Source organism: Pseudomonas sp. FP603 (genome assembly GCF_030687415.1).
GTDB lineage: Bacteria > Pseudomonadota > Gammaproteobacteria > Pseudomonadales > Pseudomonadaceae > Aquipseudomonas > Aquipseudomonas wuhanensis.
On the sequence record NZ_CP117431.1, the window covers coordinates 712,868 to 737,606 of the forward strand.

The 24,739-nt window shown below is 56.1% G+C and carries 35 protein-coding genes; 30 read left to right on the forward strand and 5 right to left on the reverse strand.

Going from position 1 to position 24,739, the window contains the following annotated elements; translation table 11 throughout:
• Window positions 1–2 precede the first annotated feature (2 nt).
• The 28 genes from rplD (at window position 3) to bfr (ending at window position 14,974) form a co-directional block, all read left to right on the forward strand.
• Complete coding sequence (rplD, locus tag PSH65_RS03270; RefSeq protein ID WP_007896707.1) at window positions 3–605, forward strand: 50S ribosomal protein L4; 603 nt, start codon at window positions 3–5, stop codon at window positions 603–605.
• Window positions 602–901: a 50S ribosomal protein L23 gene (gene rplW / locus PSH65_RS03275; RefSeq protein ID WP_002555488.1), complete on the forward strand. Its 300-nt coding sequence runs from the start codon at window positions 602–604 to the stop codon at window positions 899–901. Before rplD ends, rplW begins: the two co-directional genes overlap by 4 nt.
• 14 nt (window positions 902–915) lie before the next feature.
• Window positions 916–1,740, forward strand: coding sequence for a 50S ribosomal protein L2 (gene rplB / locus PSH65_RS03280; protein ID WP_003210080.1), 825 nt, complete (start codon window positions 916–918; stop codon window positions 1,738–1,740).
• Window positions 1,741–1,756: 16 nt separating this feature from the next.
• A complete protein-coding gene (rpsS, locus tag PSH65_RS03285) occupies window positions 1,757–2,032 on the forward strand; it encodes a 30S ribosomal protein S19 (RefSeq protein WP_002555486.1) in 276 nt (91 codons plus the stop codon).
• 13 nt (window positions 2,033–2,045) lie between these two features.
• Window positions 2,046–2,378, forward strand: coding sequence for a 50S ribosomal protein L22 (gene rplV / locus PSH65_RS03290; protein ID WP_003103908.1), 333 nt, complete (start codon window positions 2,046–2,048; stop codon window positions 2,376–2,378).
• Window positions 2,379–2,391: 13 nt separating this feature from the next.
• Window positions 2,392–3,078 (forward strand): 30S ribosomal protein S3, encoded by a 687-nt coding sequence (gene rpsC, locus PSH65_RS03295; RefSeq protein WP_003176422.1) that lies wholly within the window; start codon window positions 2,392–2,394, stop codon window positions 3,076–3,078.
• A 12-nt stretch (window positions 3,079–3,090) separates the two neighbouring features.
• Window positions 3,091–3,504, forward strand: coding sequence for a 50S ribosomal protein L16 (gene rplP / locus PSH65_RS03300; RefSeq protein ID WP_007896757.1), 414 nt, complete (start codon window positions 3,091–3,093; stop codon window positions 3,502–3,504).
• Complete coding sequence (gene rpmC / locus PSH65_RS03305) at window positions 3,504–3,695, forward strand: 50S ribosomal protein L29 (protein ID WP_002555481.1); 192 nt, start codon at window positions 3,504–3,506, stop codon at window positions 3,693–3,695. Before rplP ends, rpmC begins: the two co-directional genes overlap by 1 nt.
• A gap of 2 nt (window positions 3,696–3,697) precedes the next feature.
• Window positions 3,698–3,964: a 30S ribosomal protein S17 gene (gene rpsQ, locus PSH65_RS03310; RefSeq protein WP_003176419.1), complete on the forward strand. Its 267-nt coding sequence runs from the start codon at window positions 3,698–3,700 to the stop codon at window positions 3,962–3,964.
• Window positions 3,965–3,987: 23 nt separating this feature from the next.
• Window positions 3,988–4,356 (forward strand): 50S ribosomal protein L14, encoded by a 369-nt coding sequence (rplN, locus tag PSH65_RS03315; RefSeq protein WP_002555479.1) that lies wholly within the window; start codon window positions 3,988–3,990, stop codon window positions 4,354–4,356.
• An 11-nt stretch (window positions 4,357–4,367) separates the two neighbouring features.
• The gene (gene rplX, locus PSH65_RS03320) at window positions 4,368–4,682 is read left to right on the forward strand and encodes a 50S ribosomal protein L24 (protein ID WP_003176416.1); all 315 of its coding nucleotides are present in this window, start codon (window positions 4,368–4,370) and stop codon (window positions 4,680–4,682) included.
• A gap of 20 nt (window positions 4,683–4,702) precedes the next feature.
• Window positions 4,703–5,242, forward strand: a complete 540-nt coding sequence (rplE, locus tag PSH65_RS03325; RefSeq protein ID WP_003176415.1) for a 50S ribosomal protein L5 — start codon at window positions 4,703–4,705, stop codon at window positions 5,240–5,242.
• 13 nt (window positions 5,243–5,255) lie between these two features.
• Window positions 5,256–5,561, forward strand: a complete 306-nt coding sequence (gene rpsN / locus PSH65_RS03330) for a 30S ribosomal protein S14 (RefSeq protein ID WP_003176414.1) — start codon at window positions 5,256–5,258, stop codon at window positions 5,559–5,561.
• 210 nt (window positions 5,562–5,771) lie between these two features.
• A complete protein-coding gene (gene rpsH, locus PSH65_RS03335; protein WP_003186040.1) occupies window positions 5,772–6,164 on the forward strand; it encodes a 30S ribosomal protein S8 in 393 nt (130 codons plus the stop codon).
• Window positions 6,165–6,176: 12 nt separating this feature from the next.
• Window positions 6,177–6,710: a 50S ribosomal protein L6 gene (gene rplF / locus PSH65_RS03340; RefSeq protein ID WP_003176412.1), complete on the forward strand. Its 534-nt coding sequence runs from the start codon at window positions 6,177–6,179 to the stop codon at window positions 6,708–6,710.
• Window positions 6,711–6,720: 10 nt separating this feature from the next.
• Window positions 6,721–7,071 carry a 50S ribosomal protein L18 gene (gene rplR, locus PSH65_RS03345; RefSeq protein ID WP_003186037.1) on the forward strand — a complete coding sequence of 117 codons (351 nt, stop codon included), beginning with the start codon at window positions 6,721–6,723 and terminating at the stop codon, window positions 7,069–7,071.
• Window positions 7,072–7,074: 3 nt separating this feature from the next.
• Window positions 7,075–7,575, forward strand: coding sequence for a 30S ribosomal protein S5 (gene rpsE / locus PSH65_RS03350; RefSeq protein WP_003186035.1), 501 nt, complete (start codon window positions 7,075–7,077; stop codon window positions 7,573–7,575).
• 2 nt (window positions 7,576–7,577) lie between these two features.
• Window positions 7,578–7,754, forward strand: coding sequence for a 50S ribosomal protein L30 (gene rpmD / locus PSH65_RS03355; protein WP_003186033.1), 177 nt, complete (start codon window positions 7,578–7,580; stop codon window positions 7,752–7,754).
• Window positions 7,755–7,757: 3 nt separating this feature from the next.
• Window positions 7,758–8,195 (forward strand): 50S ribosomal protein L15, encoded by a 438-nt coding sequence (rplO, locus tag PSH65_RS03360; protein ID WP_007896782.1) that lies wholly within the window; start codon window positions 7,758–7,760, stop codon window positions 8,193–8,195.
• Complete coding sequence (gene secY, locus PSH65_RS03365; protein WP_007896784.1) at window positions 8,196–9,524, forward strand: preprotein translocase subunit SecY; 1,329 nt, start codon at window positions 8,196–8,198, stop codon at window positions 9,522–9,524.
• 27 nt (window positions 9,525–9,551) lie between these two features.
• A complete protein-coding gene (gene rpmJ / locus PSH65_RS03370) occupies window positions 9,552–9,668 on the forward strand; it encodes a 50S ribosomal protein L36 (RefSeq protein ID WP_002555468.1) in 117 nt (38 codons plus the stop codon).
• Between the two features lie 130 nt (window positions 9,669–9,798).
• Window positions 9,799–10,155 (forward strand): 30S ribosomal protein S13, encoded by a 357-nt coding sequence (gene rpsM / locus PSH65_RS03375; protein ID WP_003186020.1) that lies wholly within the window; start codon window positions 9,799–9,801, stop codon window positions 10,153–10,155.
• Between the two features lie 30 nt (window positions 10,156–10,185).
• On the forward strand, window positions 10,186–10,575 hold the full coding sequence (rpsK, locus tag PSH65_RS03380) for a 30S ribosomal protein S11 (protein WP_002555466.1): 390 nt from the start codon (window positions 10,186–10,188) through the stop codon (window positions 10,573–10,575).
• Between the two features lie 18 nt (window positions 10,576–10,593).
• Window positions 10,594–11,214, forward strand: a complete 621-nt coding sequence (rpsD, locus tag PSH65_RS03385) for a 30S ribosomal protein S4 (RefSeq protein WP_003176404.1) — start codon at window positions 10,594–10,596, stop codon at window positions 11,212–11,214.
• Window positions 11,215–11,236: 22 nt separating this feature from the next.
• The gene (rpoA, locus tag PSH65_RS03390; protein WP_305424908.1) at window positions 11,237–12,238 is read left to right on the forward strand and encodes a DNA-directed RNA polymerase subunit alpha; all 1,002 of its coding nucleotides are present in this window, start codon (window positions 11,237–11,239) and stop codon (window positions 12,236–12,238) included.
• 42 nt (window positions 12,239–12,280) lie between these two features.
• Window positions 12,281–12,667, forward strand: a complete 387-nt coding sequence (gene rplQ / locus PSH65_RS03395; RefSeq protein WP_007924175.1) for a 50S ribosomal protein L17 — start codon at window positions 12,281–12,283, stop codon at window positions 12,665–12,667.
• 238 nt (window positions 12,668–12,905) lie between these two features.
• Complete coding sequence (locus tag PSH65_RS03400) at window positions 12,906–14,354, forward strand: catalase (RefSeq protein WP_305424909.1); 1,449 nt, start codon at window positions 12,906–12,908, stop codon at window positions 14,352–14,354.
• Between the two features lie 155 nt (window positions 14,355–14,509).
• A complete protein-coding gene (gene bfr, locus PSH65_RS03405; protein ID WP_305424911.1) occupies window positions 14,510–14,974 on the forward strand; it encodes a bacterioferritin in 465 nt (154 codons plus the stop codon).
• Between the two features lie 76 nt (window positions 14,975–15,050).
• Here the strand turns inward: bfr and uvrA are convergent, their stop codons facing one another.
• Complete coding sequence (gene uvrA, locus PSH65_RS03410; RefSeq protein ID WP_305424912.1) at window positions 15,051–17,885, reverse strand: excinuclease ABC subunit UvrA; 2,835 nt, start codon at window positions 17,883–17,885, stop codon at window positions 15,051–15,053.
• A 191-nt stretch (window positions 17,886–18,076) separates the two neighbouring features.
• Between uvrA and PSH65_RS03415 the strand changes: the two genes are divergently transcribed.
• Both PSH65_RS03415 and PSH65_RS03420 read left to right on the forward strand, forming a co-directional pair.
• Window positions 18,077–19,474, forward strand: coding sequence for an MFS transporter (locus tag PSH65_RS03415; RefSeq protein ID WP_305424913.1), 1,398 nt, complete (start codon window positions 18,077–18,079; stop codon window positions 19,472–19,474).
• 9 nt (window positions 19,475–19,483) lie between these two features.
• Window positions 19,484–20,008, forward strand: a complete 525-nt coding sequence (locus tag PSH65_RS03420; RefSeq protein ID WP_007896798.1) for a single-stranded DNA-binding protein — start codon at window positions 19,484–19,486, stop codon at window positions 20,006–20,008.
• A gap of 70 nt (window positions 20,009–20,078) precedes the next feature.
• Here the strand turns inward: PSH65_RS03420 and PSH65_RS03425 are convergent, their stop codons facing one another.
• The 4 genes from PSH65_RS03425 to PSH65_RS03440 form a co-directional block, all read right to left on the reverse strand.
• The gene (locus tag PSH65_RS03425) at window positions 20,079–22,283 is read right to left on the reverse strand and encodes an OsmC domain/YcaO domain-containing protein (RefSeq protein ID WP_305424915.1); all 2,205 of its coding nucleotides are present in this window, start codon (window positions 22,281–22,283) and stop codon (window positions 20,079–20,081) included.
• A gap of 107 nt (window positions 22,284–22,390) precedes the next feature.
• Window positions 22,391–23,548, reverse strand: coding sequence for a glutathionylspermidine synthase family protein (locus tag PSH65_RS03430; protein WP_305424916.1), 1,158 nt, complete (start codon window positions 23,546–23,548; stop codon window positions 22,391–22,393).
• A gap of 12 nt (window positions 23,549–23,560) precedes the next feature.
• Window positions 23,561–24,286, reverse strand: a complete 726-nt coding sequence (locus PSH65_RS03435; protein WP_305424917.1) for a DUF1190 domain-containing protein — start codon at window positions 24,284–24,286, stop codon at window positions 23,561–23,563.
• 19 nt (window positions 24,287–24,305) lie between these two features.
• Entirely contained in the window at window positions 24,306–24,734 is a 429-nt protein-coding gene (locus PSH65_RS03440) for a DUF350 domain-containing protein (protein WP_305424918.1), read from the reverse strand.
• Between the last annotated feature and the right edge of the window lie 5 nt (window positions 24,735–24,739).

A 24,739-nucleotide genomic window follows, 5' to 3' on the forward strand; every position in this document is an offset into this window, starting at 1 on the left:
ACATGCAATTAAATGTAAATGACGCTCAAGCGATCGAAGTTTCCGAACTGACATTTGGCGGCGAATTCAACGAGACGCTGGTTCACCAAGCAGTCGTGGCCTACATGGCCGGCGGCCGTCAAGGTAGCAAGCAGCAAAAGACCCGTTCCGACGTTCGTGGTGGCGGTAAGCGCCCATGGCGTCAGAAAGGTACTGGCCGTGCTCGTGCCGGTACTATCCGTAGCCCAATCTGGCGTGGCGGCGGTACCACTTTCGCAGCTCGTCCTCAGGATCACACCCAGAAGCTGAACAAGAAGATGTATCGCGCAGCAATGCGTTCCATCCTTGCTGAGCTGGTGCGTACTGATCGTCTGGTTGTGGTTCAGGACTTCGCTGTTGATGCACCGAAGACCAAAGATCTGCTGAACAAACTGACCGGCATGGGTCTGACTGATGTCTTGATCGTGTCTGAAGTGGTTGATCAGAACCTGTACCTGGCTGCTCGCAACCTGCCACACGTTGATGTACGTGACGTGCAAGGTTCCGATCCAGTTAGTCTGATCGCATACGACAAGGTGTTGATCACCGTGTCGGCCGTGAAGAAATTCGAGGAGCTGCTGGGATGAACCAGGAACGCGTATTTAAAGTTCTGCTTGGCCCGCACGTTTCCGAGAAGGCTACGGTTCTGGCTGACAAGAAAGGCCAGTTCGTTTTCAAGGTTGCGACTGACGCAACCAAGCTGGAAATCAAGAAGGCCGTCGAAAGCCTGTTCAGCGTGAAAGTAGAGCGTGTTACTACCCTGAATGTTCTGGGTAAGAGCAAGCGTACTGCTCGCGGTCTGGGCAAGCGTAATGACTGGAAGAAGGCAGTTATCTCCCTTCAGCCAGGCCAAGATCTCGATTTCAGCAGCAGTGCTGAGTAAGGAAGGGGTGCATCATGGCAATCGTTAAATGCAAACCGACTTCCCCTGGCCGCCGTTTTGTGGTCAAGGTGGTCAACCAGGAGCTGCATAAAGGCGCTCCTCACGCACCGCTGCTCGAGAAAAAATCGAAGACTGGTGGTCGTAACAACAATGGTCGTATTACCACTCGTCACATCGGTGGTGGCCATAAGCAGCATTATCGTCTGGTCGATTTCCGTCGCAACGACAAAGATGGCATCGCTGCCACTGTCGAGCGTATTGAATACGATCCAAACCGTACTGCTCACATCGCTCTGCTGCTGTACGCAGATGGCGAGCGTCGCTACATCATTGCCCCTAAAGGCGTGAGTGCTGGTGACCAGCTGATCGCAGGTGCTTTGGCACCGATCAAGCCGGGCAACGCTCTGCAACTGCGTAACATTCCAGTTGGTAGCACCGTACACGGCATCGAATTGAAGCCAGGTAAAGGCGCGCAAATCGCTCGTTCCGCTGGTGCTTCGGCTCAGCTGATCGCTCGTGAAGGTGTCTACGTGACCCTGCGTCTGCGTTCTGGTGAGATGCGTAAAGTGCTGGCTGAATGCCGCGCGACCCTGGGTGAAGTCTCGAACTCCGAGCACAGCCTGCGTTCGCTGGGTAAAGCTGGTGCCAAACGCTGGCGTGGCGTTCGCCCAACCGTTCGTGGTGTTGCCATGAACCCGGTTGACCACCCACATGGTGGTGGTGAAGGTCGTACCTCTGGTGGTCGTCATCCGGTATCGCCATGGGGCTTCCCGACTAAGGGCGCGAAGACTCGTGGTAATAAGCGTACCGACAAAATGATCGTCCGTCGTCGCAAGTAAATAGAGGGATACGACAGTGCCACGTTCTCTGAAAAAAGGTCCTTTTATTGATCTTCACCTACTGAAGAAGATCGAAGTGGCGGCGGAAAAGAACGATCGCAAACCAGTTAAGACCTGGTCGCGTCGTTCGATGATCCTGCCACAAATGGTCGGTCTGACCATTGCAGTGCATAACGGTCGTCAACATGTTCCAGTTCTCGTGAACGAAGACATGGTCGGCCACAAACTGGGCGAGTTTGCCGGTACCCGCACATATCGTGGGCACGTGGCAGACAAGAAAGCCAAGCGTTAAGGGGTAAGGAACGATGGAAGTAGCCGCTAAGTTGTCGGGCGCTCGAATCTCCGCCCAGAAAGCCCGCTTGGTCGCCGACCAGATCCGCGGGAAGAAGGTGGGCGAAGCGCTCAACCTGTTGGCTTTCAGCAGTAAGAAAGCCGCCGAGATCATGAAGAAAGTGCTGGAGTCGGCCGTAGCCAACGCCGAGCATAACGAAGGCGCAGACGTTGATGACCTGAAGGTCAGCACCGTTTTCGTCAACGAAGGGCGTTCGCTGAAGCGAATCATGCCACGTGCCAAAGGCCGTGCTGATCGCATCGTCAAGCGGTCTTGCCATATCACTGTCAAGGTTGCTGACAAGTAACGGAGTCGAAGAGATGGGTCAGAAAGTACATCCCATTGGCATTCGCCTGGGAATCGTCAAGGAGCACACCTCCGTCTGGTACGCAGACGGTCGGACTTATGCGGACTATTTGTTCGCTGATCTGAAGGTGCGTGAGTATCTCCAAGACAAACTAAAAAGCGCGTCCGTAAGCCGTATCGATATCCATCGTCCGGCTCAGACTGCACGTATCACCATCCACACCGCTCGTCCAGGTATCGTTATCGGGAAGAAAGGTGAAGATGTTGAGAAACTGCGTCAGGACCTGACCAAGCAAATGGGTGTGCCTGTGCACATCAATATCGAAGAGATCCGCAAGCCGGAGCTCGACGGTATGCTGGTTGCGCAGAGCGTAGCTCAGCAGCTGGAGCGTCGCGTAATGTTCCGCCGCGCTATGAAGCGCGCTGTTCAGAACGCCATGCGCATTGGTGCCAAAGGCATCAAAATCCAAGTGAGCGGTCGTCTCGGCGGTGCTGAAATCGCACGTACTGAATGGTATCGCGAAGGTCGTGTGCCACTGCACACCCTGCGTGCCGACATCGACTATGCCAACTACGAAGCTCACACCACTTACGGTGTGATCGGTGTAAAGGTTTGGATCTTCAAGGGCGAAGTAATTGGTGGTCGCCAAGAAGAACTGAAACCACAAGCACCAGCGCCTCGTAAAAAAGCTGCTAAGTAAGGGGTACGCCAAATGTTGCAACCAAAGCGTACGAAGTTCCGCAAGCAGATGACAGGCCACAACCGTGGTCTGGCTCAGCGCGGTAGCAAAGTCAGCTTCGGCGAGTTCGCGCTGAAGTCTGTAGCTCGTGGTCGTCTCACCGCTCGTCAGATCGAGTCAGCGCGTCGTGCTCTGACCCGTCACGTTAAACGTGGCGGCAAGATCTGGATCCGTGTATTCCCGGACAAGCCTATTTCCAAAAAGCCCCTCGAAGTTCGGATGGGTAAAGGTAAGGGTAGTGTGGAGTACTGGGTTGCCCAGATTCAGCCAGGCAAAGTCCTGTATGAAATCGAGGGTGTTTCTGAAGAGCTGGCGCGTGAGGCTTTTGCCCTGGCTGCTGCAAAGCTGCCGCTCGCCACCGCCTTTGTTAAACGGACGGTGATGTGATGAAAGCGAATGAACTTCGTGAAAAATCCGCACAGCAGCTGAACGAGCAACTGCTCGGCTTGCTGCGCGACCAGTTCAATCTGCGTATGCAGAAAGCAACTGGCCAGTTGGGGCAGTCTCATCTGCTCTCGCAAGTTAAGCGTGACATCGCTCGCGTGAAGACTGTGCTTAACCAGCAGGCAGGTAAGTAATCATGGCTGAAGCCGAAAAAACTGTCCGTACGCTGACTGGCCGTGTTGTCAGCGACAAGATGGACAAAACCATCACCGTTCTGATCGAGCGTCGCGTTAAGCACCCGATCTACGGTAAATACGTTAAGCGTTCGACTAAGCTGCACGCGCACGACGAAACCAATCAGTGCCACATCGGCGACAAAGTCACTATTCGTGAAACTCGTCCTTTGGCCAAGACCAAGTCTTGGGCGCTGGTTGATGTTCTCGAACGCGCTGTGGAAGTCTAAGGACTAGGGGTCGGAGAAATTATATGATTCAGACTCAATCCATGCTCGATGTGGCCGATAACAGCGGCGCTCGCCGTGTTATGTGCATCAAGGTGCTGGGTGGCTCCCATCGTCGTTACGCTGGTATCGGTGACATCATCAAAGTTACCGTGAAGGAAGCAATTCCTCGCGGTAAAGTGAAAAAAGGCCAAGTGATGACTGCTGTAGTAGTCCGCACTCGCCACGGCGTTCGCCGTGCTGATGGCTCCATTATCCGCTTTGATGGCAACGCTGCTGTTCTTCTGAACAATAAGCAAGAGCCGATCGGCACCCGTATCTTTGGGCCAGTGACCCGTGAACTTCGTACTGAGAAGTTCATGAAGATCGTCTCGCTCGCCCCAGAAGTGCTGTAAGGAGATCCGACATGCAAAAGATTCGTCGTGACGACGAGATCATCGTGATCGCCGGCAAAGACAAAGGTAAGCGCGGTAAGGTGCTTAAGGTTCTCGCTAACAACCGTTTGGTTATTGGCGGTCTGAACCTGGTTAAGCGTCATACCAAGCCTAACCCGATGTCGGGCGTGCAGGGCGGTATCGTCGAAAAAGAAGCTCCGCTGGATGCTTCTAACGTCGCCATTTTCAACGGCGAAACCAACAAGGCTGACCGCGTTGGTTTTAAAGTAGAAGACGGCAAGAAAATTCGTGTCTTCAAGTCGACCCAAAAAGCGGTTGATGCTTGAACACTGCTAGGTAGAAGACCATGGCACGACTAAAAGAGATTTACTGGAAGGAAATCGCACCGAAGCTTAAGGAAGAACTTAAGCTTTCGAACGTGATGGAAGTTCCACGCGTTACCAAAATCACCCTGAACATGGGTCTGGGCGAAGCAGTCGGTGACAAAAAAGTCATCGAGCACGCTGTTGCCGACCTGGAAAAGATCACCGGTCAGAAAGTCGTTGTGACTTACGCTCGGAAATCCATCGCTGGCTTTAAAGTCCGTGAAGGTTGGCCGATCGGCGTCAAAGTGACTCTGCGCCGTGAGCGTATGTATGAATTCCTGGATCGTCTGCTGTCGATCTCCCTGCCTCGGGTTCGCGACTTCCGCGGCCTGAATGCCAAGTCCTTCGATGGTCGTGGTAACTACAGCATGGGCGTTAAAGAGCAGATCATCTTCCCGGAAATCGACTACGACAAGATCGATGCTCTCCGCGGTCTGGACATTACCCTGACCACCACTGCCAAGAACGATGATGAAGGTCGCGCTCTGCTGCGCGCTTTCAAATTCCCGTTCCGCAACTGATTGGAGTAGGAAAATGGCCAAGATGAGCATGAAAAACCGCGAGCTGAAGCGTCAGCTCACGGTTGCCAAGTACGCCAAAAAGCGTGCAGCACTGAAAGCTATCATCGTTGATCTGAACGCAAGTCCAGAAGCGCGTTGGGAAGCTACAGTAGCTCTGCAGAAGCAGCCACGTGACGCAAGCGCTTCGCGCATGCGTAACCGCTGCCGCCTGACCGGTCGTCCACACGGCGTTTACCGCAAGTTCGGCCTCGGCCGTAACAAACTGCGTGAAGCTGCAATGCGTGGTGACGTACCTGGTCTGGTTAAAGCCAGCTGGTAAGCACTGTCAAAGTCTCGGTGTTCGGGATCGCAAGATCCTGACCATCGGTGACCTTGAACTTGAATCAAGCCCCTATTGGGGCTTGATTCATTTGTGGGGTGTGTCTAGAATACCCGGCTCGCCTGAGCCCGTGCTTTTTTCGCGCGGATGTACTCGGCGACACGTAGTAGCCGCAAGGCTAATTTTTTGTGTATTAGGAGCGTCTAGCCCATGAGTATGCAGGACCCGTTAGCGGACATGCTAACTCGAATCCGTAATGCCCAGATGGCTGAAAAGTCCGTCGTAAGCATGCCATCTTCTACTTTGAAGGTAGCTGTTGCCAAAGTCCTGAAGGACGAAGGTTACATTGCGGGTTATCAGATCAGCAGCGAAATCAAACCACTGCTGTCCATCGAGCTGAAGTACTTCGAAGGCCGTCCGGTCATCGAGGAAGTGAAGCGCGTTAGCCGTCCAGGCCTGCGTCAGTACAAGTCCGTCGATGATCTGCCAAAAGTTCGTGGCGGTCTCGGTGTGTCTATCGTCTCCACCAACAAAGGTGTGATGACGGATCGTGCTGCGCGCGCTGCCGGTGTCGGCGGCGAAGTTCTTTGCACTGTGTTCTAAGGGGGGATAAGCATGTCACGCGTCGCTAAGAACCCCGTTAAGCTGCCAGCCGGTGTCGAAGTCAAATTCGCAGGCCAACAGCTTTCGGTGAAGGGTGCCAAGGGTACTCTCGAACTGAACATCCATTCGTCCGTTGAGATCGTTGAAGAAGCTGGTGAGCTGCGTTTCGCTGCTCGCAATGGCGATCAACAAACTCGCGCAATGGCTGGTACCACTCGTGCGTTGGTTAACAACATGGTCCAAGGCGTAAGCCAAGGCTTCGAGCGCAAGCTCCAGCTGGTCGGTGTTGGTTACAAAGCGCAAGCAAAAGGCACAGTGCTGAACCTGGCTCTTGGCTTCTCGCACCCAGTGGATTATGAACTGCCGGAAGGCATCACCGCTGAGACTCCTAGCCAGACCGATATCCTGATCAAGGGCATCGATAAGCAGCTGGTAGGTCAAGTGGCCGCCGAGATCCGCGACTTCCGTCCACCAGAGCCGTACAAAGGCAAAGGTGTGCGCTACGCGGACGAAGTCGTCCGTCGTAAAGAAGCCAAGAAGAAGTAGGGCATAGCAAATGACCGACAAAAAAGTTACTCGACTGCGTCGCGCTCGCAAAGCACGCCTGAAAATGCACGAACTCGAAGTCGTGCGTCTCTGCGTGTTCCGCTCGTCGCAGCACATCTACGCCCAGGTCATTTCGGCCGACGGCAACAAAGTCCTGGCAAGTGCCTCGACTTTGGATAAAGAACTGCGTGATGGCGCCACTGGCAACATCGACGCGGCCACTAAGGTTGGCCAGCTGGTCGCTACGCGTGCTAAAGCCGCTGGCGTCTCGCAGGTGGCTTTCGACCGCTCTGGCTTCAAGTACCACGGCCGCGTCAAGGCGCTGGCTGATGCTGCTCGTGAAGCTGGGCTGGAGTTCTAAGTTATGTCAAATAACGACCAAAAGCGCGACGAAGGCTACATCGAGAAGCTGGTTCAAGTTAACCGCGTAGCCAAAACCGTTAAAGGCGGCCGTATCTTCACTTTCACCGCGTTGACCGTGGTTGGTGATGGTAAAGGGCGTGTTGGCTTCGGCCGTGGCAAGTCGCGTGAAGTGCCTGCTGCGATCCAGAAGGCAATGGAAGCTGCTCGCCGCAACATGATCCAAGTTGATCTGAACGGCACCACTCTGCAGTACGCAATGAAGTCCGCCCATGGCGCTTCGAAGGTGTACATGCAGCCTGCTTCTGAAGGTACCGGTATCATCGCTGGCGGCGCTATGCGTGCTGTCCTCGAAGTTGCTGGCGTTCAGAACGTTCTGGCCAAGTGCTACGGCTCGACTAACCCGGTAAACGTGGTTCACGCCACTTTCAAAGGTTTGAAAGCTATGCAGTCTCCTGAATCCATTGCCGCCAAGCGTGGCAAAAGCGTCAAGGAGATCTTCTGATCATGGCTACCGTTAAAGTTACGCTGATCAAAAGCATGACCGGCCGCATCCCTAACCACAAACTGTGCGTTAAGGGTCTGGGTCTGCGTCGCATCGGTCACACTGTAGAAGTACTTGATACTCCCGAGAATCGCGGGATGATCAACAAGGCTTACTACATGCTGCGTGTCGAGGGTTAATCGATGAAACTCAATGATCTGAGTCCAGCGCCGGGTTCCCGTCGCGAAAAGCATCGTCCGGGCCGTGGTATCGGTAGTGGTTTGGGCAAGACCGGTGGCCGTGGCCACAAAGGTCAGTCCTCCCGCTCCGGTGGCACCATTGCTCCAGGCTTTGAAGGCGGTCAACAGCCGCTGCATCGTCGCCTGCCGAAGTTCGGTTTCGTTTCCCTGAAGGCCATGGACCGCGCAGAAGTGCGTTTGTCCGAGCTGGCTAAAGTGGAAGGCGACATCGTCACCGTGCAGTCCCTGAAAGATGCCAACGTGATCAACGTCAACGTACAGCGTGTGAAAATCATGCTGTCCGGCGAAGTTACTCGCGCTGTTACCATCGGAAAGGGAATCGGCGCCACCAAAGGTGCGCGTGCGGCTATCGAAGCAGCTGGCGGCAAGTTCGAGGAATAAATGGCTAAGCAAGGTGCTCTCTCTGCGCTCGGCAAAGGCGGTATGTCTGAACTCTGGGCTCGTCTGCGTTTTCTATTCTTGGCGATTATCGTCTACCGAATAGGCGCACACATCCCGGTTCCAGGTATCAACCCGGACCGACTCGCGGACCTGTTTCGACAGAATGAGGGGACCATTCTTAGCTTGTTCAACATGTTTTCCGGCGGCGCGCTGGAACGGATGAGCATCTTTGCTCTGGGGATCATGCCGTACATTTCGGCATCGATCATCATGCAACTGATGACCGCCGTCAGCCCGCAGCTGGAACAGTTGAAGAAGGAAGGTGAAGCTGGGCGTCGCAAGATCGCTCAGTACACCCGCTACGGCACTGTCGTCCTCGCTCTCGTTCAGGCAATTGGCATGTCCATTGGTCTGGCAGGGCAGGGCGTTGCGTTCACTGGTGACTTTGGCTTCCATTTCGTCGCGGTATCCACTTTTGTGGCTGGTGCGATGTTCATGATGTGGCTGGGTGAGCAGATTACTGAGCGTGGTGTTGGCAACGGTATCTCGATGTTGATTTTCGCAGGTATCGTCGCCGGTCTTCCGAGAGCGATCGGGCAGTCTTTCGAGTCTGCGCGTCAGGGTGATATCAACATTTTTGCCTTGGTTGCCATCGGTTTGCTGGCAGTAGCGATTATCGGTTTCGTGGTGTTCATTGAGCGTGGTCAGCGTCGTATTGCTGTTCATTACGCCAAGCGTCAGCAGGGCCGTAAGGTGTTTGCTGCGCAGACTAGCCACTTGCCGTTGAAGGTGAACATGGCCGGTGTTATTCCAGCCATTTTCGCGAGCAGCATTTTGCTGTTCCCGGCTTCGTTGGGTACCTGGTTTGGTCAGTCTGAAGGTATGGGCTGGCTGCAGGACATCTCGCAGTCGATCGCTCCTGGTCAGCCGTTGAATATTCTGCTGTTTAGTGCAGGGATTATTTTCTTCTGCTTCTTCTATACGGCGTTGATGTTCAATCCGAAAGACGTAGCGGAAAACCTGAAGAAGTCCGGTGCCTTTATTCCGGGCATCCGTCCAGGTGAGCAGTCTGCGCGCTACATTGATGGCGTTCTGACTCGTTTGACCCTGTTCGGTGCTCTATATATGACGGCCGTGTGCCTGTTGCCCCAGTTCCTGGTGGTTGCAGCAAACGTTCCGTTCTACCTTGGCGGGACCTCGTTGCTGATCGTGGTCGTGGTTGTGATGGACTTCATGTCTCAAGTACAATCGCACCTCGTTTCGCACCAGTACGAATCCCTGATGAAGAAAGCCAACCTGAAGGGTTACGGCAGCGGCATGTTGCGCTGAGTACCCATAAGGTTCGAGGAGTTGGTGATGAAAGTTCGTGCATCGGTGAAAAAGCTGTGCCGTAACTGCAAGATTATTCGCCGCGAAGGTGTTGTTCGAGTAATTTGCAGCGCGGAACCGCGTCACAAACAGCGCCAAGGCTGAGTGTGATTGTGCTTCAAGCCCGGCAGCTAGTGCGCTGCCGGGTTGATTATTTGTTATTACAGCGATATTATCTCGCGCCCTATTTCTTGGCTTCCGGGGCGTAGGTAGCTGTCAATTGGAGTCCCACTGAATGGCCCGTATTGCAGGCGTTAACATTCCAGATAACAAGCATACTGTTATCTCGCTGACCTACATCTATGGTGTTGGTCGCACTACTGCACAGAAAATTTGTGCAGTGACTGGGGTAAACCCAGCCGCAAAGATCAAAGATCTGAGCGACGAGCAGATTGAACAGCTGCGTGGCGAAGTGGCGAAGTTCACCACTGAAGGTGACCTGCGTCGCGAAATCAACATGAAAATCAAGCGTTTGATGGACCTCGGTTGCTATCGCGGTCTGCGTCATCGTCGTGGTCTTCCAGTGCGCGGTCAGCGTACCAAGACTAACGCGCGTACCCGTAAAGGTCCGCGTAAGCCGATCCGCAAGTAATCGCCCCAGCGAATCGACAGGAAATTAATCATGGCTAAACCTGCTGCTCGTCCTCGTAAAAAAGTTAAAAAGACAGTGGTTGATGGCATCGCCCACATCCATGCTTCTTTTAACAACACAATCGTGACCATCACCGACCGTCAAGGCAACGCTCTTTCCTGGGCTACCTCTGGTGGTTCGGGTTTCCGCGGTTCCCGCAAGTCCACCCCGTTCGCTGCTCAAGTAGCTGCTGAACGTGCTGGTCAAGCTGCGCTGGAATACGGCCTGAAAAACCTCGACGTTAACGTCAAAGGTCCAGGCCCAGGTCGTGAATCTGCAGTCCGCGCTTTGAACGGCTGTGGCTACAAGATCGCCAGCATCACCGACGTGACGCCAATCCCGCACAACGGGTGCCGTCCGCCGAAGAAGCGCCGCGTGTAATCCAGGAGATTGTAAAGAATGGCTCGTTACATTGGTCCAAAATGCAAACTCGCTCGTCGCGAAGGCACCGATCTCTTTCTGAAGAGCGGCGTGCGCGCGATCGAATCGAAGTGCAACATCGAAGCAGCACCTGGTATCCACGGCCAACGCCGCGGTCGCCAGTCCGATTACGGCACCCAACTGCGTGAAAAGCAGAAGGTCCGTCGTATCTACGGCGTTCTCGAGCGTCAATTCAGCGGCTACTACAAAGAAGCTGCTGGCAAGAAAGGCGCAACTGGCGAAAACCTGTTGCAGCTGCTCGAATGCCGTCTGGACAACGTTGTATACCGTATGGGTTTTGGCTCTACTCGTGCCGAATCCCGTCAGCTGGTATCGCACAAGTCGATCAGCGTTAACGGTCAGACCGTAAACGTTCCGTCTTACCAGGTTCGTGCTGGTGACGTGGTCGCAGTTCGCGAGAAAGCAAAGAACCAACTTCGCATTGTCCAAGCTCTCGATCTGTGTGCCCAACGTGGCCGCGTAGAATGGGTAGAAGTAGACACTGAGAAGAAGTCGGGCGTTTTCAAGAACGTTCCTGCTCGCAGTGATCTGTCCGCCGACATCAACGAAAGCCTGATTGTCGAGCTCTACTCCAAGTAAGGGCTAGAAAATAGGTGCATCCATGCAGATTTCGGTAAATGAGTTCCTGACACCCCGCCATATTGATGTGCAGGTTGTCAGTCCAACCCGCGCCAAGATCACTCTCGAGCCTCTCGAGCGTGGTTTCGGCCACACCCTGGGCAACGCGCTGCGCCGCATCCTGTTGTCCTCAATGCCCGGCTGTGCAGTAGTCGAGGCCGAGATTGACGGTGTGCTCCACGAGTACAGCGCCATCGAAGGTGTACAGGAAGACGTAATTGAAATCCTGTTGAACCTTAAAGGTCTGGCTATCAAGCTGCACGGTCGAGACGAAGTTACGCTGACCTTGTCGAAGAAGGGTTCGGGGGTGGTTACCGCTGCCGATATTCAGCTGGATCATGATGTCGAGATCGTTAACCCCGATCACGTAATCGCTAACATGGCGTCTAACGGCGCCCTGAACATGAAGCTCACCGTAGCTCGTGGTCGTGGTTATGAACCGGCAGACTCGCGTCAGAGCGATGAAGACGAAAGCCGCAGCATCGGTCGCTTGCAGCTTGACTCTTCGTTCAGCCCGGTTCGCCGTATCGCATACGTGGTGGAAAACGCCCGTGTCGAACAGCGTACTAACCTGGACAAGCTGGTTATTGATCTGGAAACCAACGGTACCCTGGATCCTGAAGAGGCTATCCGCCGTGCTGCAACCATTCTGCAACAGCAGTTGGCTGCGTTCGTCGATCTCAAAGGTGACAGTGAGCCAGTGGTTGTCGAGCAGGAAGACGAGATCGATCCGATCCTGCTTCGCCCGGTTGACGATCTGGAACTGACTGTACGTTCGGCTAACTGCCTTAAGGCGGAAAACATCTACTACATCGGTGACCTGATTCAGCGTACCGAAGTAGAGCTGTTGAAGACTCCGAACCTTGGCAAGAAATCCTTGACTGAAATCAAGGACGTTCTGGCCTCCCGCGGTCTGTCCCTCGGCATGCGCCTCGACAACTGGCCGCCTGCAAGTCTTAAGAAGGACGACAAGGCGACTGCCTGATCGTCGTAATCACCGAACGTTGTGTTTGGTAAGGAATGAACCATGCGTCATCGTAAAAGTGGTCGTCACCTGAGCCGCACCAGCTCGCACCGCAAGGCCATGTTTCAAAACATGGCGGTGTCGCTGTTCGAGCACGAGCTGATCAAAACTACACTGCCAAAAGCCAAAGAACTGCGCCGCGTTGCTGAGCCGCTGATCACTTTGGCCAAGACAGACAGTCTGGCTAACCGCCGTCTGGCTTTCGACCGTACTCGTTCGAAAGCTATCGTTGGTAAGCTCTTCAACGACCTGGGCAAGCGTTACGCTACCCGTGAGGGTGGCTACCTGCGCATCCTCAAGTGCGGTTTCCGCGCTGGCGACAACGCGCCTATGGCGTACGTCGAGTTGGTTGATCGTGCTGTCGGCGGTGAAGCTGTATCCGCTGAGTAAGACGTCAGTCTGAAACAAAAAACCGGGCCTAGTGCCCGGTTTTTTGTGCGTGTAAGAAACGCGCCGTTCGTACAAGCGTCCTAGCGGTTCATGCCTTCACTATATGAGCGGGATTGTTGGTAGTATTTTTCTATTGGAGTCTACAAATTAATGAATTTGTAGGTGCCATGATTGATGGTCAATACTCCTTCCCACGCCGATTAGCCGGCAGTTCCAAACTGACAAAGGATGAGATCGCATGAGCCAAAACAGCACGCTTACGACCGCCGGTGGCGCTCCTGTCGCCGACAACCAGAATTCCCGCTCTGCCGGCCCTCGTGGCCCTTTGCTCCTCGACGATTTCCATCTGATCGAGAAGCTTGCGCACTTCAATCGTGAAAACATCCCTGAGCGTCGTGTACACGCCAAAGGTTCGGGGGCTTACGGTACGTTCACCGTAACTCGCGATATCACTCAGTACACCAGTGCCAAGCTGTTTGAATCCGTCGGCAAACAAACTCCGACCTTCCTGCGATTCTCTACTGTGGGCGGCGAACGCGGTTCTGCCGACACCGAGCGTGATCCACGCGGTTTTGCCCTGAAGTTCTACACCGAAGAAGGCAACTGGGACATCGTCGGTAACAATACGCCGGTGTTCTTCATCCGTGATCCGCTGAAATTCCCTGACTTTATCCATACCCAGAAACGTCTGCCGCAAAGCAACCTGAAAAGTGCGCAAATGATGTGGGATTTCTGGTCGCATTCGCCTGAGGCGTTGCACCAGATCACCATTTTGTTCTCGGATCGCGGCATCCCTGACGGCTATCGCCATATGCATGGCTTCGGCAGCCACACCTACAGCCTGATCAACGCCAATGGCGAGCGTCACTGGGTGAAGTGGCACTACAAAACCAAACAGGGGATCAAGAACCTCGCTCCAGCAGAAGCAGCACGCCTGGCGGGTACCGATCCGGATTACGCACAGCGTGACCTGTTCGGCGCCATTGAGCGCGGTGATTTCCCGAAATGGAGTGTCAATATCCAGATCATGACCGAGGCCCAAGCCGAGGCTCATTACGAGAATCCGTTCGACGTAACCAAAACCTGGTCGCAGAAGGAGTTTCCGCTGATCGAAGTGGGCGAGCTGGAGCTCAACCGCAATCCGCTGAACTACTTCGCTGAAGTCGAGCAGGCGGCGTTCGGTCCGAGCAATATGGTCCCGGGTGTTGGTCTGTCGCCTGACCGCATGTTGCAAGGTCGCGTGTTCGCTTACGCTGATGCCCACCGTTACCGTGTGGGGACCAATCACCAGCAACTGCCGGTGAATGCGCCTCGCAGCCCGGTCAACACTTACCAGCGCGATGGCTCCATGGCGTTTGGTGCCAATGGTGGTGCAGCACCGAACTACGAGCCGAACAGCTACGTAGAATCACCGAAACAGGCACCGCGCTACGCGGAACCTGCTTTGGCCCTGAGCGGCGCGGCTGATCGTTACGATCATCGCGAAGACACCGACTACTACAGCCACGCTGGTGCGCTGTTCCGCCTGATGAGTGATGAGCAGAAAAATCTGCTGGTCAACAACATTGCCGGCGCAATGGCTGGTGTTTCCAGCGATGTGGTTGATCGCCAATTGCAGCATTTCTTCAAGGCCGACCCGGCGTATGGAGAAGCAATCGCAAAGGCACTCAACGTACAGCTTAACTAAGTCTAAACGATAAGCAGAACCGCCCTCATTTGGGCGGTTTTTGCGTTATTTAAACCGCTTTTCTCAGAATTTCTTCGCTTTTATAGCGTCGTGCGAGTGACCTTCCGGTCAGGTTGGTTCAAACTACAGACTTTCAAGCAGGGAGATGTAGGGCGATGCAAGGTCACCCAGACGTAATCGATTACCTCAACACGCTGCTGACAGGCGAACTGGCAGCGCGTGATCAATATTTCATCCATTCGCGGATGTACGAGGACTGGGGGTTCACCGAGCTTTACGAACGTATCAACCACGAGATGGAAGAAGAGGCGCAACACGCTGATGCGCTGATGCGTCGGATCCTGATGCTCGAAGGCACACCGCGTATGCGTCCGGACGATCTCGATGTCGGCACCACTGTGCCGGACATGCTCGCCGCTGACCTGCGTCTGGAATACAAAGTTAGCGCAGCTCTGTGCAAGGGCATCGAGCTTTGCGAGCTGCACAAGGATTACGTCAGCCGCGAGATCCTGCGCATTCAGCTGGCCGATACCGAAGAAGATCACACCTACTGGCTCAAGAAGCAGCTGGGTCTGATCAAGCTGATCGGTCTGGAGAATTACCTGCAATCGCAGTTCTGATGCCGCGCTCCTACAGAAACGCACAAAAAAGCCCCTGCCACTGATGAAGTGACAGGGGCTTTTTCGTGGGCCCGGCTCAGGCCCTGTCGCGAGCCAGCAGCGGTTTGAGATAGAAGCCAGTATGAGACTGCTTCATCTCGGATACTTCCTCCGGTGTGCCGACGGCAATGATCTGCCCACCTTTGGAACCACCTTCCGGCCCCAGGTCCACCAACCAGTCGGCGGTCTTGATCACGTCCAGGTTGTGCTCGATCACTACCACGGTATTGCCGTGGTCGCGCAGTCGATGCAACACGTCGAGCAGTTGCTGGATATCCGCAAAGTGCAGGCCCGTGGTCGGCTCATCGAGGATGTACAGCGTCTTGCCGGTATCGCGCTTGGACAGTTCGCGAGACAGCTTTACCCGCTGAGCTTCACCGCCGGACAGCGTCGTCGCCGATTGCCCCAGCTTGATGTAGGAAAGGCCTACGTCCATCAGCGTCTGAAGCTTGCGCGCCAAGGCTGGAACGGCATCGAAGAAGACCCGGGCTTCCTCGATGGTCATCTCGAGAGTTTCGTGGATGCTCTTGCCCTTGTACTTGATCTCCAGCGTTTCGCGGTTGTAACGCTTGCTCTTGCAGACGTCGCACGGGACATAGATGTCCGGCAGAAAGTGCATTTCCACCTTGATCAAGCCGTCGCCCTGACAAGCTTCGCAGCGCCCGCCCTTCACGTTGAAGGAGAAGCGCCCCGGCCCATAACCGCGGGAACGGGATTCCGGCACACCGGCGAACAGTTCGCGAATCGGCGTGAACAGCCCGGTGTAGGTCGCCGGGTTGGAGCGCGGCGTGCGACCGATCGGGCTCTGATCGATGTCTACAACCTTGTCCAGATGTTCCAAGCCTTTGATGCTCTCGTGAGCAGCCGCTTCCAGGGTCGTTGCTCCATTGAGTGCGGTAGCGCTCAAAGGAAACAGTGTGTTGTTGATCAGCGTCGATTTGCCCGAGCCGGACACACCGGTCACGCAGGTCAGCAGACCGATCGGAATCTCCAGATCGACGTTGCGCAGATTGTTGCCGCGAGCGCCCTTGAGGGATAGCGACAACTTCTTGTTGCGCGGCGTGCGCTTGGCTGGAACTGCGATCTTTACCCGCCCCGACAAGTACTTGCCGGTCAGCGAATCCGGGTGAGCCATGACCTCGGCCGGCGTGCCTTCGGCGACGATATGCCCACCGTGTACACCCGCGCCCGGGCCGATATCCACCACATAGTCGGCCAGACGAATCGCGTCTTCGTCGTGCTCGACCACGATCACCGTGTTGCCGATGTCGCGCAGGTGCTTGAGGGTGCCCAGCAACCGGTCGTTGTCCCGTTGATGCAGGCCGATCGACGGCTCATCGAGGATGTACAGGACCCCCACCAGACCGGCGCCAATCTGACTGGCCAGGCGGATCCGCTGGGCTTCGCCGCCGGACAGTGTGTCGGCACTGCGATCCAGTGACAGATAGTCCAGGCCGACGTTGACCAGAAACTGCAGTCGCTCGCGGATTTCCTTGAGAATCTTGTCGGCAATCTCGCCACGGCGACCGGTCAGTTTCAGCACGCCGAAATATTCACAGGCGTCGCCGATCGGCAGATTGGTCACCGCCGGCAAAGTCTTCTCGCCAACCCACACGTGCCGCGCCTCGCGACGCAGACGGGTGCCGCGGCAATCCGGGCAGGGTTGGGTGCTGAGGAATTTTGCCAGTTCTTCACGGACCGAAGCCGATTCGGTTTCGCGGTAGCGGCGTTCCAGGTTCGGCACGATGCCTTCGAACGGGTGCGAACGTTTGACGATGTCGCCACGGTCGTTCAGGTATTTGAAGTCGACGTTCTGCGAGCCACTGCCATGCAGGATGAACTTCTGCTGATCGGCCGGAAGGTCATTGAACGGCACTTCGAGGCTGAACTTGTAGTGCGAAGCCAGCGAGCCAAGCATCTGGAAGTAATAGACGTTGCGCCGGTCCCAGCCGCGAATCGCGCCTTCGGCCAGGGTCAGTTCACCGTTCACCAGTCGTTTGGTGTCGAAGAACTGTTTAACCCCCAGACCATCGCAGGTCGGGCAGGCGCCGGCCGGGTTGTTGAAGGAGAACAGTTTGGGTTCCAGCTCACTGATGGCGTGGCCGCAGATCGGGCAGGCGAAGCGCGCGGAGAAGATGATTTCTTCGCCGGGCTCGTCGTCCATTGGTGCGACCAGTGCAATGCCGTCCGCCAGTTTCAATGCAGTCTCGAACGACTCAGCCAAACGCTGTTGCAGATCGGCGCGGACTTTGAAGCGGTCGACCACGACATCGATCGAGTGCTTCTTCTGTTTATCCAGCTTCGGCAATTCGTCCAGCTCGCAGAGCCTGCCGTTGACCCGGGCCCGCACAAAACCCTGAGCGCGCAGTTCTTCGAAGACCGAGAGGTGCTCGCCCTTACGTTCGCGGATCACCGGGGCCAGCAGCATCAGTTTGCTGCCCTCCGGTTGTGCCAGCACCAGGTCAACCATCTGGCTGACGGTCTGGGCTTCCAGCGGAATGTCGTGGTCGGGGCAGCGGGGAATACCGACGCGAGCGTAGAGCAGACGCAGGTAGTCGTAGATTTCGGTAATGGTGCCAACCGTCGAACGCGGGTTGTGCGAGGTCGACTTCTGTTCAATGGAGATCGCTGGCGACAGACCTTCAATGGTGTCGACGTCAGGTTTTTCCATCATCGACAGGAACTGCCGGGCGTAGGCCGACAGCGATTCGACATAACGGCGCTGGCCTTCGGCGTACAGAGTGTCGAAGGCCAGGGACGACTTGCCGGATCCGGACAGGCCGGTGATGACGATCAGTTTGTCCCGTGGCAGGGTCAGGTCGATGTTCTTCAAGTTGTGGGTTCGGGCCCCACGAATCAGGATCTTGTCCAAAGTGGCCTCGCTCGGCGGGCGTCGAAAACGTAGGAGTATACGGCCAAATACTGGATGGATGCACACTATCAAATGCGGAGTGCGCAGCCTTGCATGAAGACTGTGTCATCTGTGCGCGTCACAGCGTCGCGATATACCCCGTCAATCGATGGGACTGGTAGAATCGCCGCCGGTTCACATGAGGTTTTTCCATGCACGATCCCCACAGCGAACGCATGAGTGGCAGTGAGACCCGCGCAGCAAGCGGTCTGGCCCTGGTGTTCGCCTTCCGTATGCTTGGCATGTTCATGGTGTTGCCGGTTCTGGCGACCTATGGGATGGACCTGGCAGGAGCGACCCCGGCCCTCATCGGGTTGGCGATTGGCGCTTACGGCCTGACCCAGGCGATCTTTCAGATTCCTTTTGGCTTCATTTCCGACCGCATCGGTCGTCGTCCGGTGATTTATCTGGGGCTGATCATCTTCGCCCTGGGGAGTGTGCTGGCGGCCAATGCCGATTCGATCTGGGGCGTCATCGCCGGACGCATCCTGCAAGGCGCCGGGGCGATTTCCGCGGCGGTCATGGCGTTGCTGTCAGACCTGACCCGGGAACAGCATCGGACCAAAGCCATGGCCATGATCGGCATGACGATTGGTCTGTCGTTCGCGGTCGCCATGGTTGTAGGACCATTGCTGACCCGTGTCTTTGGCCTGTCCGGGTTGTTCTTCGCCACCGGTGGCATGGCGCTGGTCGGCATCGTCATCGTGATGTTCATGGTGCCGCGCGCAACCGGGCCGTTGCAGCACCGCGAGTCCGGCGTCGCGCGCCAGGCGCTGATACCGACACTCAAGCACCCGGACCTGCTGCGCCTGGACCTGGGCATTTTTGTGTTGCACGCGATGTTGATGTCGAGCTTCGTTGCATTGCCCCTGGCCCTGGTCGAAAAAGCCGGGCTGCCCAAAGAGCAGCACTGGTGGGTGTACCTGACCGCGCTACTGATCTCCTTCTTCGCCATGATCCCGTTCATTATCTATGGCGAGAAGAAACGCAAAATGAAACGAGTTTTATTGGGCGCAGTGCTGACGCTGATGCTCACTGAGCTATTCTTCTGGCAGTTCGGCGATAGCTTGCGGGCTCTGGTGATTGGTACGGTGGTGTTCTTCACCGCGTTCAACCTGCTGGAAGCCTCCTTGCCATCGCTGATCAGCAAGGTTTCACCGGCGGGCGGCAAGGGCACGGCGATGGGGGTTTATTCCACCAGCCAGTTCCTCGGTTCGGCGCTGGGCGGGATCCTCGGCGGCTGGATGTTCCAGCACGGCGGTTTGTCGGTTGTGTTCCTCGGATGCGCGGGTCTGGCTGCCCTCTGGCTTGCCTTTGCTGTTACCATGCGGGAACCTCCGTATGTGACGAGCCTGCGCTTGCCGTTGTCGCCCGAAGCGATTCGTGAAGCTGGCCTGATCGAGCGCCTTAAGGCCGTCGTTGGAGTAACCGATGCAATCGTGGTTGCCGATGAAGCGGCGATTTACATCAAACTGGACACCGAATTATTGGATCGCACCACCCTCGAGCGTCTGGTGAACAACCCGACCGCGACAGCGTGCGAAGCCTAGGAGAACGTTATGGCCCGTGGGGTTAACAAAGTCATATTGGTCGGCACTTGCGGCCAGGATCCCGAAGTTCGCTACTTGCCTAACGGTAACGCCGTGACCAACCTGAGTCTGGCGACCAGCGAACAGTGGACCGACAAGCAAACCGGTCAGAAGGTCGAGAAGACCGAATGGCACCGTGTTTCGATGTTCGGCAAGGTTGCCGAAATTGCCGGCGAATACCTGCGCAAAGGTTCGCAGGTGTACATCGAAGGCAAGCTGCAGACCCGCGAATGGGAAAAAGACGGTATCAAGCGTTACACCACTGAAATCGTGGTCGACATGCAAGGCACCATGCAACTGCTGGGCGGCCGTCCACAGCAGGGCGACCAACAAGGCGGGGGCAATAACTACCAGCAGTCCGCCCCGGCCCCACGCCAACAGGCTCCGCGTCCGCAGCAGTCGGCACCGCAACAGTCGCGTCCGGCTCCACAGCAGCAGGCCGCTCCTCAGCCGGCTCCGGATTTCGACAGCTTTGATGACGATATCCCGTTCTAAAAAGCAGCTATCCAGTCAGCAATAAAAAAAGCGAAGCCAGTGATCTGGCTTCGCTTTTTTGTGGGCGCTGTTAACTGAATAAAGGGGTCACATTGGCCCGTGCCGAGTGCAGTTTCTTGTAGCTATCGATCAACCGCAGGTGCCGGTCGAGCCCCTCCAGTTTCATGCTGGTCGGCGTCAAGCCATGGAAGCGCACGCTGCCGTCCACCGATCCGATCGCTGCATCCGTCCGCTCGTTGCCAAACATCCGGCGGAAATTGGCCTCGTAGTCTTCCAGTTCCAGGTCTTCGTCCAGTTTCATCTCCAGCACCACATTCACGGCCTGATAGAACAAGCCGCGCTCAACCGTGTTGTCGTTGTACTGCAGGAACATTTCCACCGCCTCTTTCGCCTCTTCAAATTGCTGCAAGGCGAGATAGATCAGCAGCTTCAATTCCAGGATCGTCAGCTGACCCCAGGCCGTATTGTCGTCAAATTCGATGCCGATCAAGGTGGTGATGTCGGTGTAGTCGTCCAGCTCACTTTCCACCAGACGCTCAACCAGCGCTTGCAGTTCGTCTTCGTCCAGGCGATGCAGGTTCAGGATGTCGGTGCGGAAGAACAGCGCTTTGTTGGTGTTATCCCAGATCAGATCGTCCGCGGGATAGATTTCCGAATAGTTCGGCACCAGGATGCGGCACGCCTTCGCGCCGATATGCTCGTAGACCGCCATGTACACTTCCTTGCCCATGCCTTCGAGAATGCCGAACAAGGTCGCGGCTTCCTCGGCGTTCGAGTTTTCACCCTGGCCGGAGAAGTCCCATTCCACGAATTCGTAATCCGACTTGGCACTGAAGAATCGCCACGACACCACGCCGCTGGAGTCGATAAAGTGCTCGACGAAGTTATTTGGCTCGGTCACCGCATGACCTTCAAAAGTCGGCTGGGGCAAGTCGTTGAGGCCTTCGAAACTACGGCCCTGCAGCAATTCGGTCAGGCTGCGTTCCAGCGCCACTTCCAGGCTCGGATGCGCGCCGAACGAGGCGAACACACCGCCGGTACGCGGGTTCATCAACGTGACGCACATCACAGGGAATTCACCGCCCAGGGACGCATCCTTCACCAACACGGGGAACCCCTGTGCTTCCAGCGCCTGAATACCGGCCAGTATCCCGGGGTACTTCGCCAGCACGTGGGCTGGCACATCCGGCAGTGCAAATTCACCTTCGATGATTTCGCGTTTTACCGCGCGCTCGAAGATCTCCGACAAACACTGCACCTGGGCTTCGGCCAGCGTATTACCGGCACTCATGCCGTTGCTCAGGAACAGGTTTTCAATCAGGTTGGACGGGAAATACACCACCTCGCCGTCCGACTGGCGCACGTACGGCAGCGAGCAGATGCCGCGCTCTTCATTGCCCGAGTTGGTATCGATCAGATGGGAGCCACGCAACTCGCCGTCGCGGTTGTAAATCTTCAGGCAGTACTCGTCGAGAATTTCAGTTGGCAGCTCATCTTTTCGGCCAGGCTTGAACCAGCGTTCGTCCGGGTAGTGCACAAACGCCGCGTTGGCGATGTCTTCGCCCCAGAACTGGTCGTTGTAGAAGAAGTTGCAGTTGAGTCGCTCGATAAACTCGCCCAACGCAGACGCCAACGCGCCTTCCTTGGTCGCACCCTTGCCGTTGGTAAAGCACATCGGCGAGTGCGCATCGCGGATATGCAGCGACCACACATTGGGCACGATATTGCGCCAGGAGGCGATTTCAATCTTCATGCCCAGGTCCGCCAGAATGGCTGACATATTGGCGATGGTTTGCTCCAGCGGCAGATCCTTGCCCACGATGTAAGTGCTCGCGTCTGAACCAGACGCAGGCATTAGCAACGCCTGGGCATCGGCGTCGAGGTTTTCGACCTCTTCGATCACAAACTCAGGCCCGGCTTGCACCACTTTTTTCACGGTGCAACGGTCGATGGAACGCAGGATGCCTTGACGGTCCTTGTCGGAGATGTCCGCCGGCAACTCGACCTGGATCTTGAAAATCTGGTTGTAGCGGTTTTCCGGATCAACAATATTGTTCTGCGACAGGCGGATATTATCGGTGGGAATGCTGCGAGTGTCGCAGTACAACTTCACGAAATAAGCCGCACACAACGCCGACGAAGCCAGAAAGTAATCGAACGGACCTGGTGCCGAGCCATCGCCCTTGTAGCGGATAGGTTGATCGGCCACCACCGTGAAGTCATCGAACTTGGCTTCAAGCCGAAGGTTGTCGAGAAAGTTGACCTTGATTTCCATGGGGGATTACCAGAATAACGGGCTAGACGATTTGGCCGCCATTATCCGGTATTTCAGCCGTAAGTCTTGCGGGCATCTTATTTATGTCCACACCGGCGATGGATGGGTCAGTCGAGTATCAGATGCGGCAAGAACCGGCTCGAATCCTTGGTGATCAAGCTGTTGTCTTCCCGCACGCCAATACCGGCCGCCTGATCGCCAATCACCCATGAACCCACCAGCGTAAAGCTGTCGCCAAACTTCGGCAGCGGGGCGAACTCCTGAAGGATAAATGGCGCGTCGGTGTAGGGGCCGTCCTCTTTAACGATCAGCCCGTCAGCGGTTTGCAGCTCGATGTTGGCGCCTTCTCGAGAAAAGAACGGTTTGCGCACCCAGCCTTTGGGCACCGCTTTGCCCGGGTCAGCATCCAGATGTGCCGCGAGCAGGTTCGGGTGACCTTTGTTGAACTCCCACAGCAGCGGCAGGATGCCCTTGTTGGAGATGATCGATTTCCAGGCTGGTTCGAAAAACTGTGTATCGCTCTGGGCAATCGCTGCACCAAAGGGCTCGTGGAAGATGAACTCCCAGGCATGCAGCTTGAACAGGTGAGGGATCCAGCGATCTTCGAGGTCGACGAAGCGTCCATCACTGGTGAGACCGATGTCCTCGATATCGATGTGCCGTGATTCGATGCCGACCTTTTCCGCAACCAGGCGCAGGTAATCGGTGGTGCCCTTGTCTTCGACCGAGTCTTTCATCGAGGCGAAATAGAAGGGCTGTTTGAGCTGCAGTTGGGCAAAGGCCTGATGCAGCTTGGTGTCGATGCTGTTGAACTGGTCGGCATGCTTGGGCAGCAAGCCGCGTTCGATGCATTGCTCCAGCCAGCCCCACTGAAACGCAGCGGCCTCATACAGGCTGGTCGGCGTGTCGTAGTTGAGTTCCAGCAACTTGGCCGGCCCGCTGCCGTTGTAGGAGAAATCCATGCGCCCATACAGGTGCGGGTGGCCTTCGAGCCATGAAGTGCGAACCATGTCGTAGAAGGGCGCGGGAATGCTCAGGCGCTCCAGCAACTCCTCGCTCTGAACCACGCGGGCCACCAGATCCATGCACATCTCATGAATCTCGGTGGTCGGGTCTTCGAGATCGTTCTCGATCTGTTTGAGCGTGAACTGGTAATACGCGCTCTCGTCCCAATAGGGTTCGTCGTCGATGGTATGGAACAGAAAGCCAAGACTTTCGGCCGTCTGTTTCCAGTCATGACGCTCTGCGCAGAGGATCTTCTTCATGGTGCTCGTTCCTTAACTGCTCGATCGGCCAGCGCTGCTCGAACCGCCCCAACCGCTGCGGGCACTGGCTTTGCTGCCGAAGCCGCCACGGGAGGTGGACGAGTCCACGGACATCGGCTTGCTGGCGGAGGTGCGGATCGAGTCGGTGTAGCTGCTGCCGTACCTCGCCTGATTGGACTTGGTAAAGGTCGAGCCTTTCGCAATCCGTTGACCAAGCGTTGAGGAGCCGTAGTTACCGCGATCATCGCGGTAGCGGTAGACCGGCTGGGAGTAATAGCTGTTGCGGTTGCTGCTCAGCATGTTGCCGATCAGCAGTCCGGTCAGGAGGCTGGTGCCGGAGAACCCGGAGCCTCCACTGTTCGCTTCCGAGGCGGGCAATTGAGCCTTGGCCGCGTCCACCTGGGATTGCGTCACCTCGCCATCGGCGGTCAGTTCGAAACCACCCAGCTTGGGGATGAACTTGCCGGCGGAATCCTGCTGGCACCAGTCGGCGACAAAGTCGGCATCGCAATCGGCCTGGGTGTCGTACACCGGCGCGATGCGGCGATGCTCAGCCATGGCGCTCATGTAGGCGTCAGAGCAGACGTCTACCGGAAGTTTTTCATCGGCACATTGCTGAACGGACTGGAAGTTGTATTTCTTCTGCACCGGGTAGGTTTTTTCCGCCTGCCCGCAGCCTGATATCGCCATGGCGACCGACGCTGCCAGCGAGAGCTGAACGTACTTGCTTCGTTTCATCGCAATCTCCGTGGCGTAATCAGTACTGGGAAGGAGTCATGCACGCGGCGTTCAACATGCCGACGCTGATGGCCACTGCCGCGACATAGATACCCGCAGCGATTTCGCCTTTTTTGATCCGTTCAGAGGCGCCTTTTAGCACCAGGCTGGTCACCAGGAACGCCAGCAGTTGTACGAAAGCGGCGATCACGGCCCAGACGACGAAATCCAGAATGCTGATCGAGAAGGCAATCACATTACTGGCCGGAATGGCGAAGCCGATGATGGCGCCCCCCAGCGCGATCGCGGCCGCAACATTGCCCGAACGGATCAGTTCGAATTCACGGTGCGGTGTGATTCGGGTGTAGATGAACTGGAACAGCGCGAACAGCACGGCGGCGCCAAGGATGTACAAGACAAACCCGAGCACGGCGGCTTTGTTCAGGGAGATGGAGAGCGCTTCAAGCATGGACT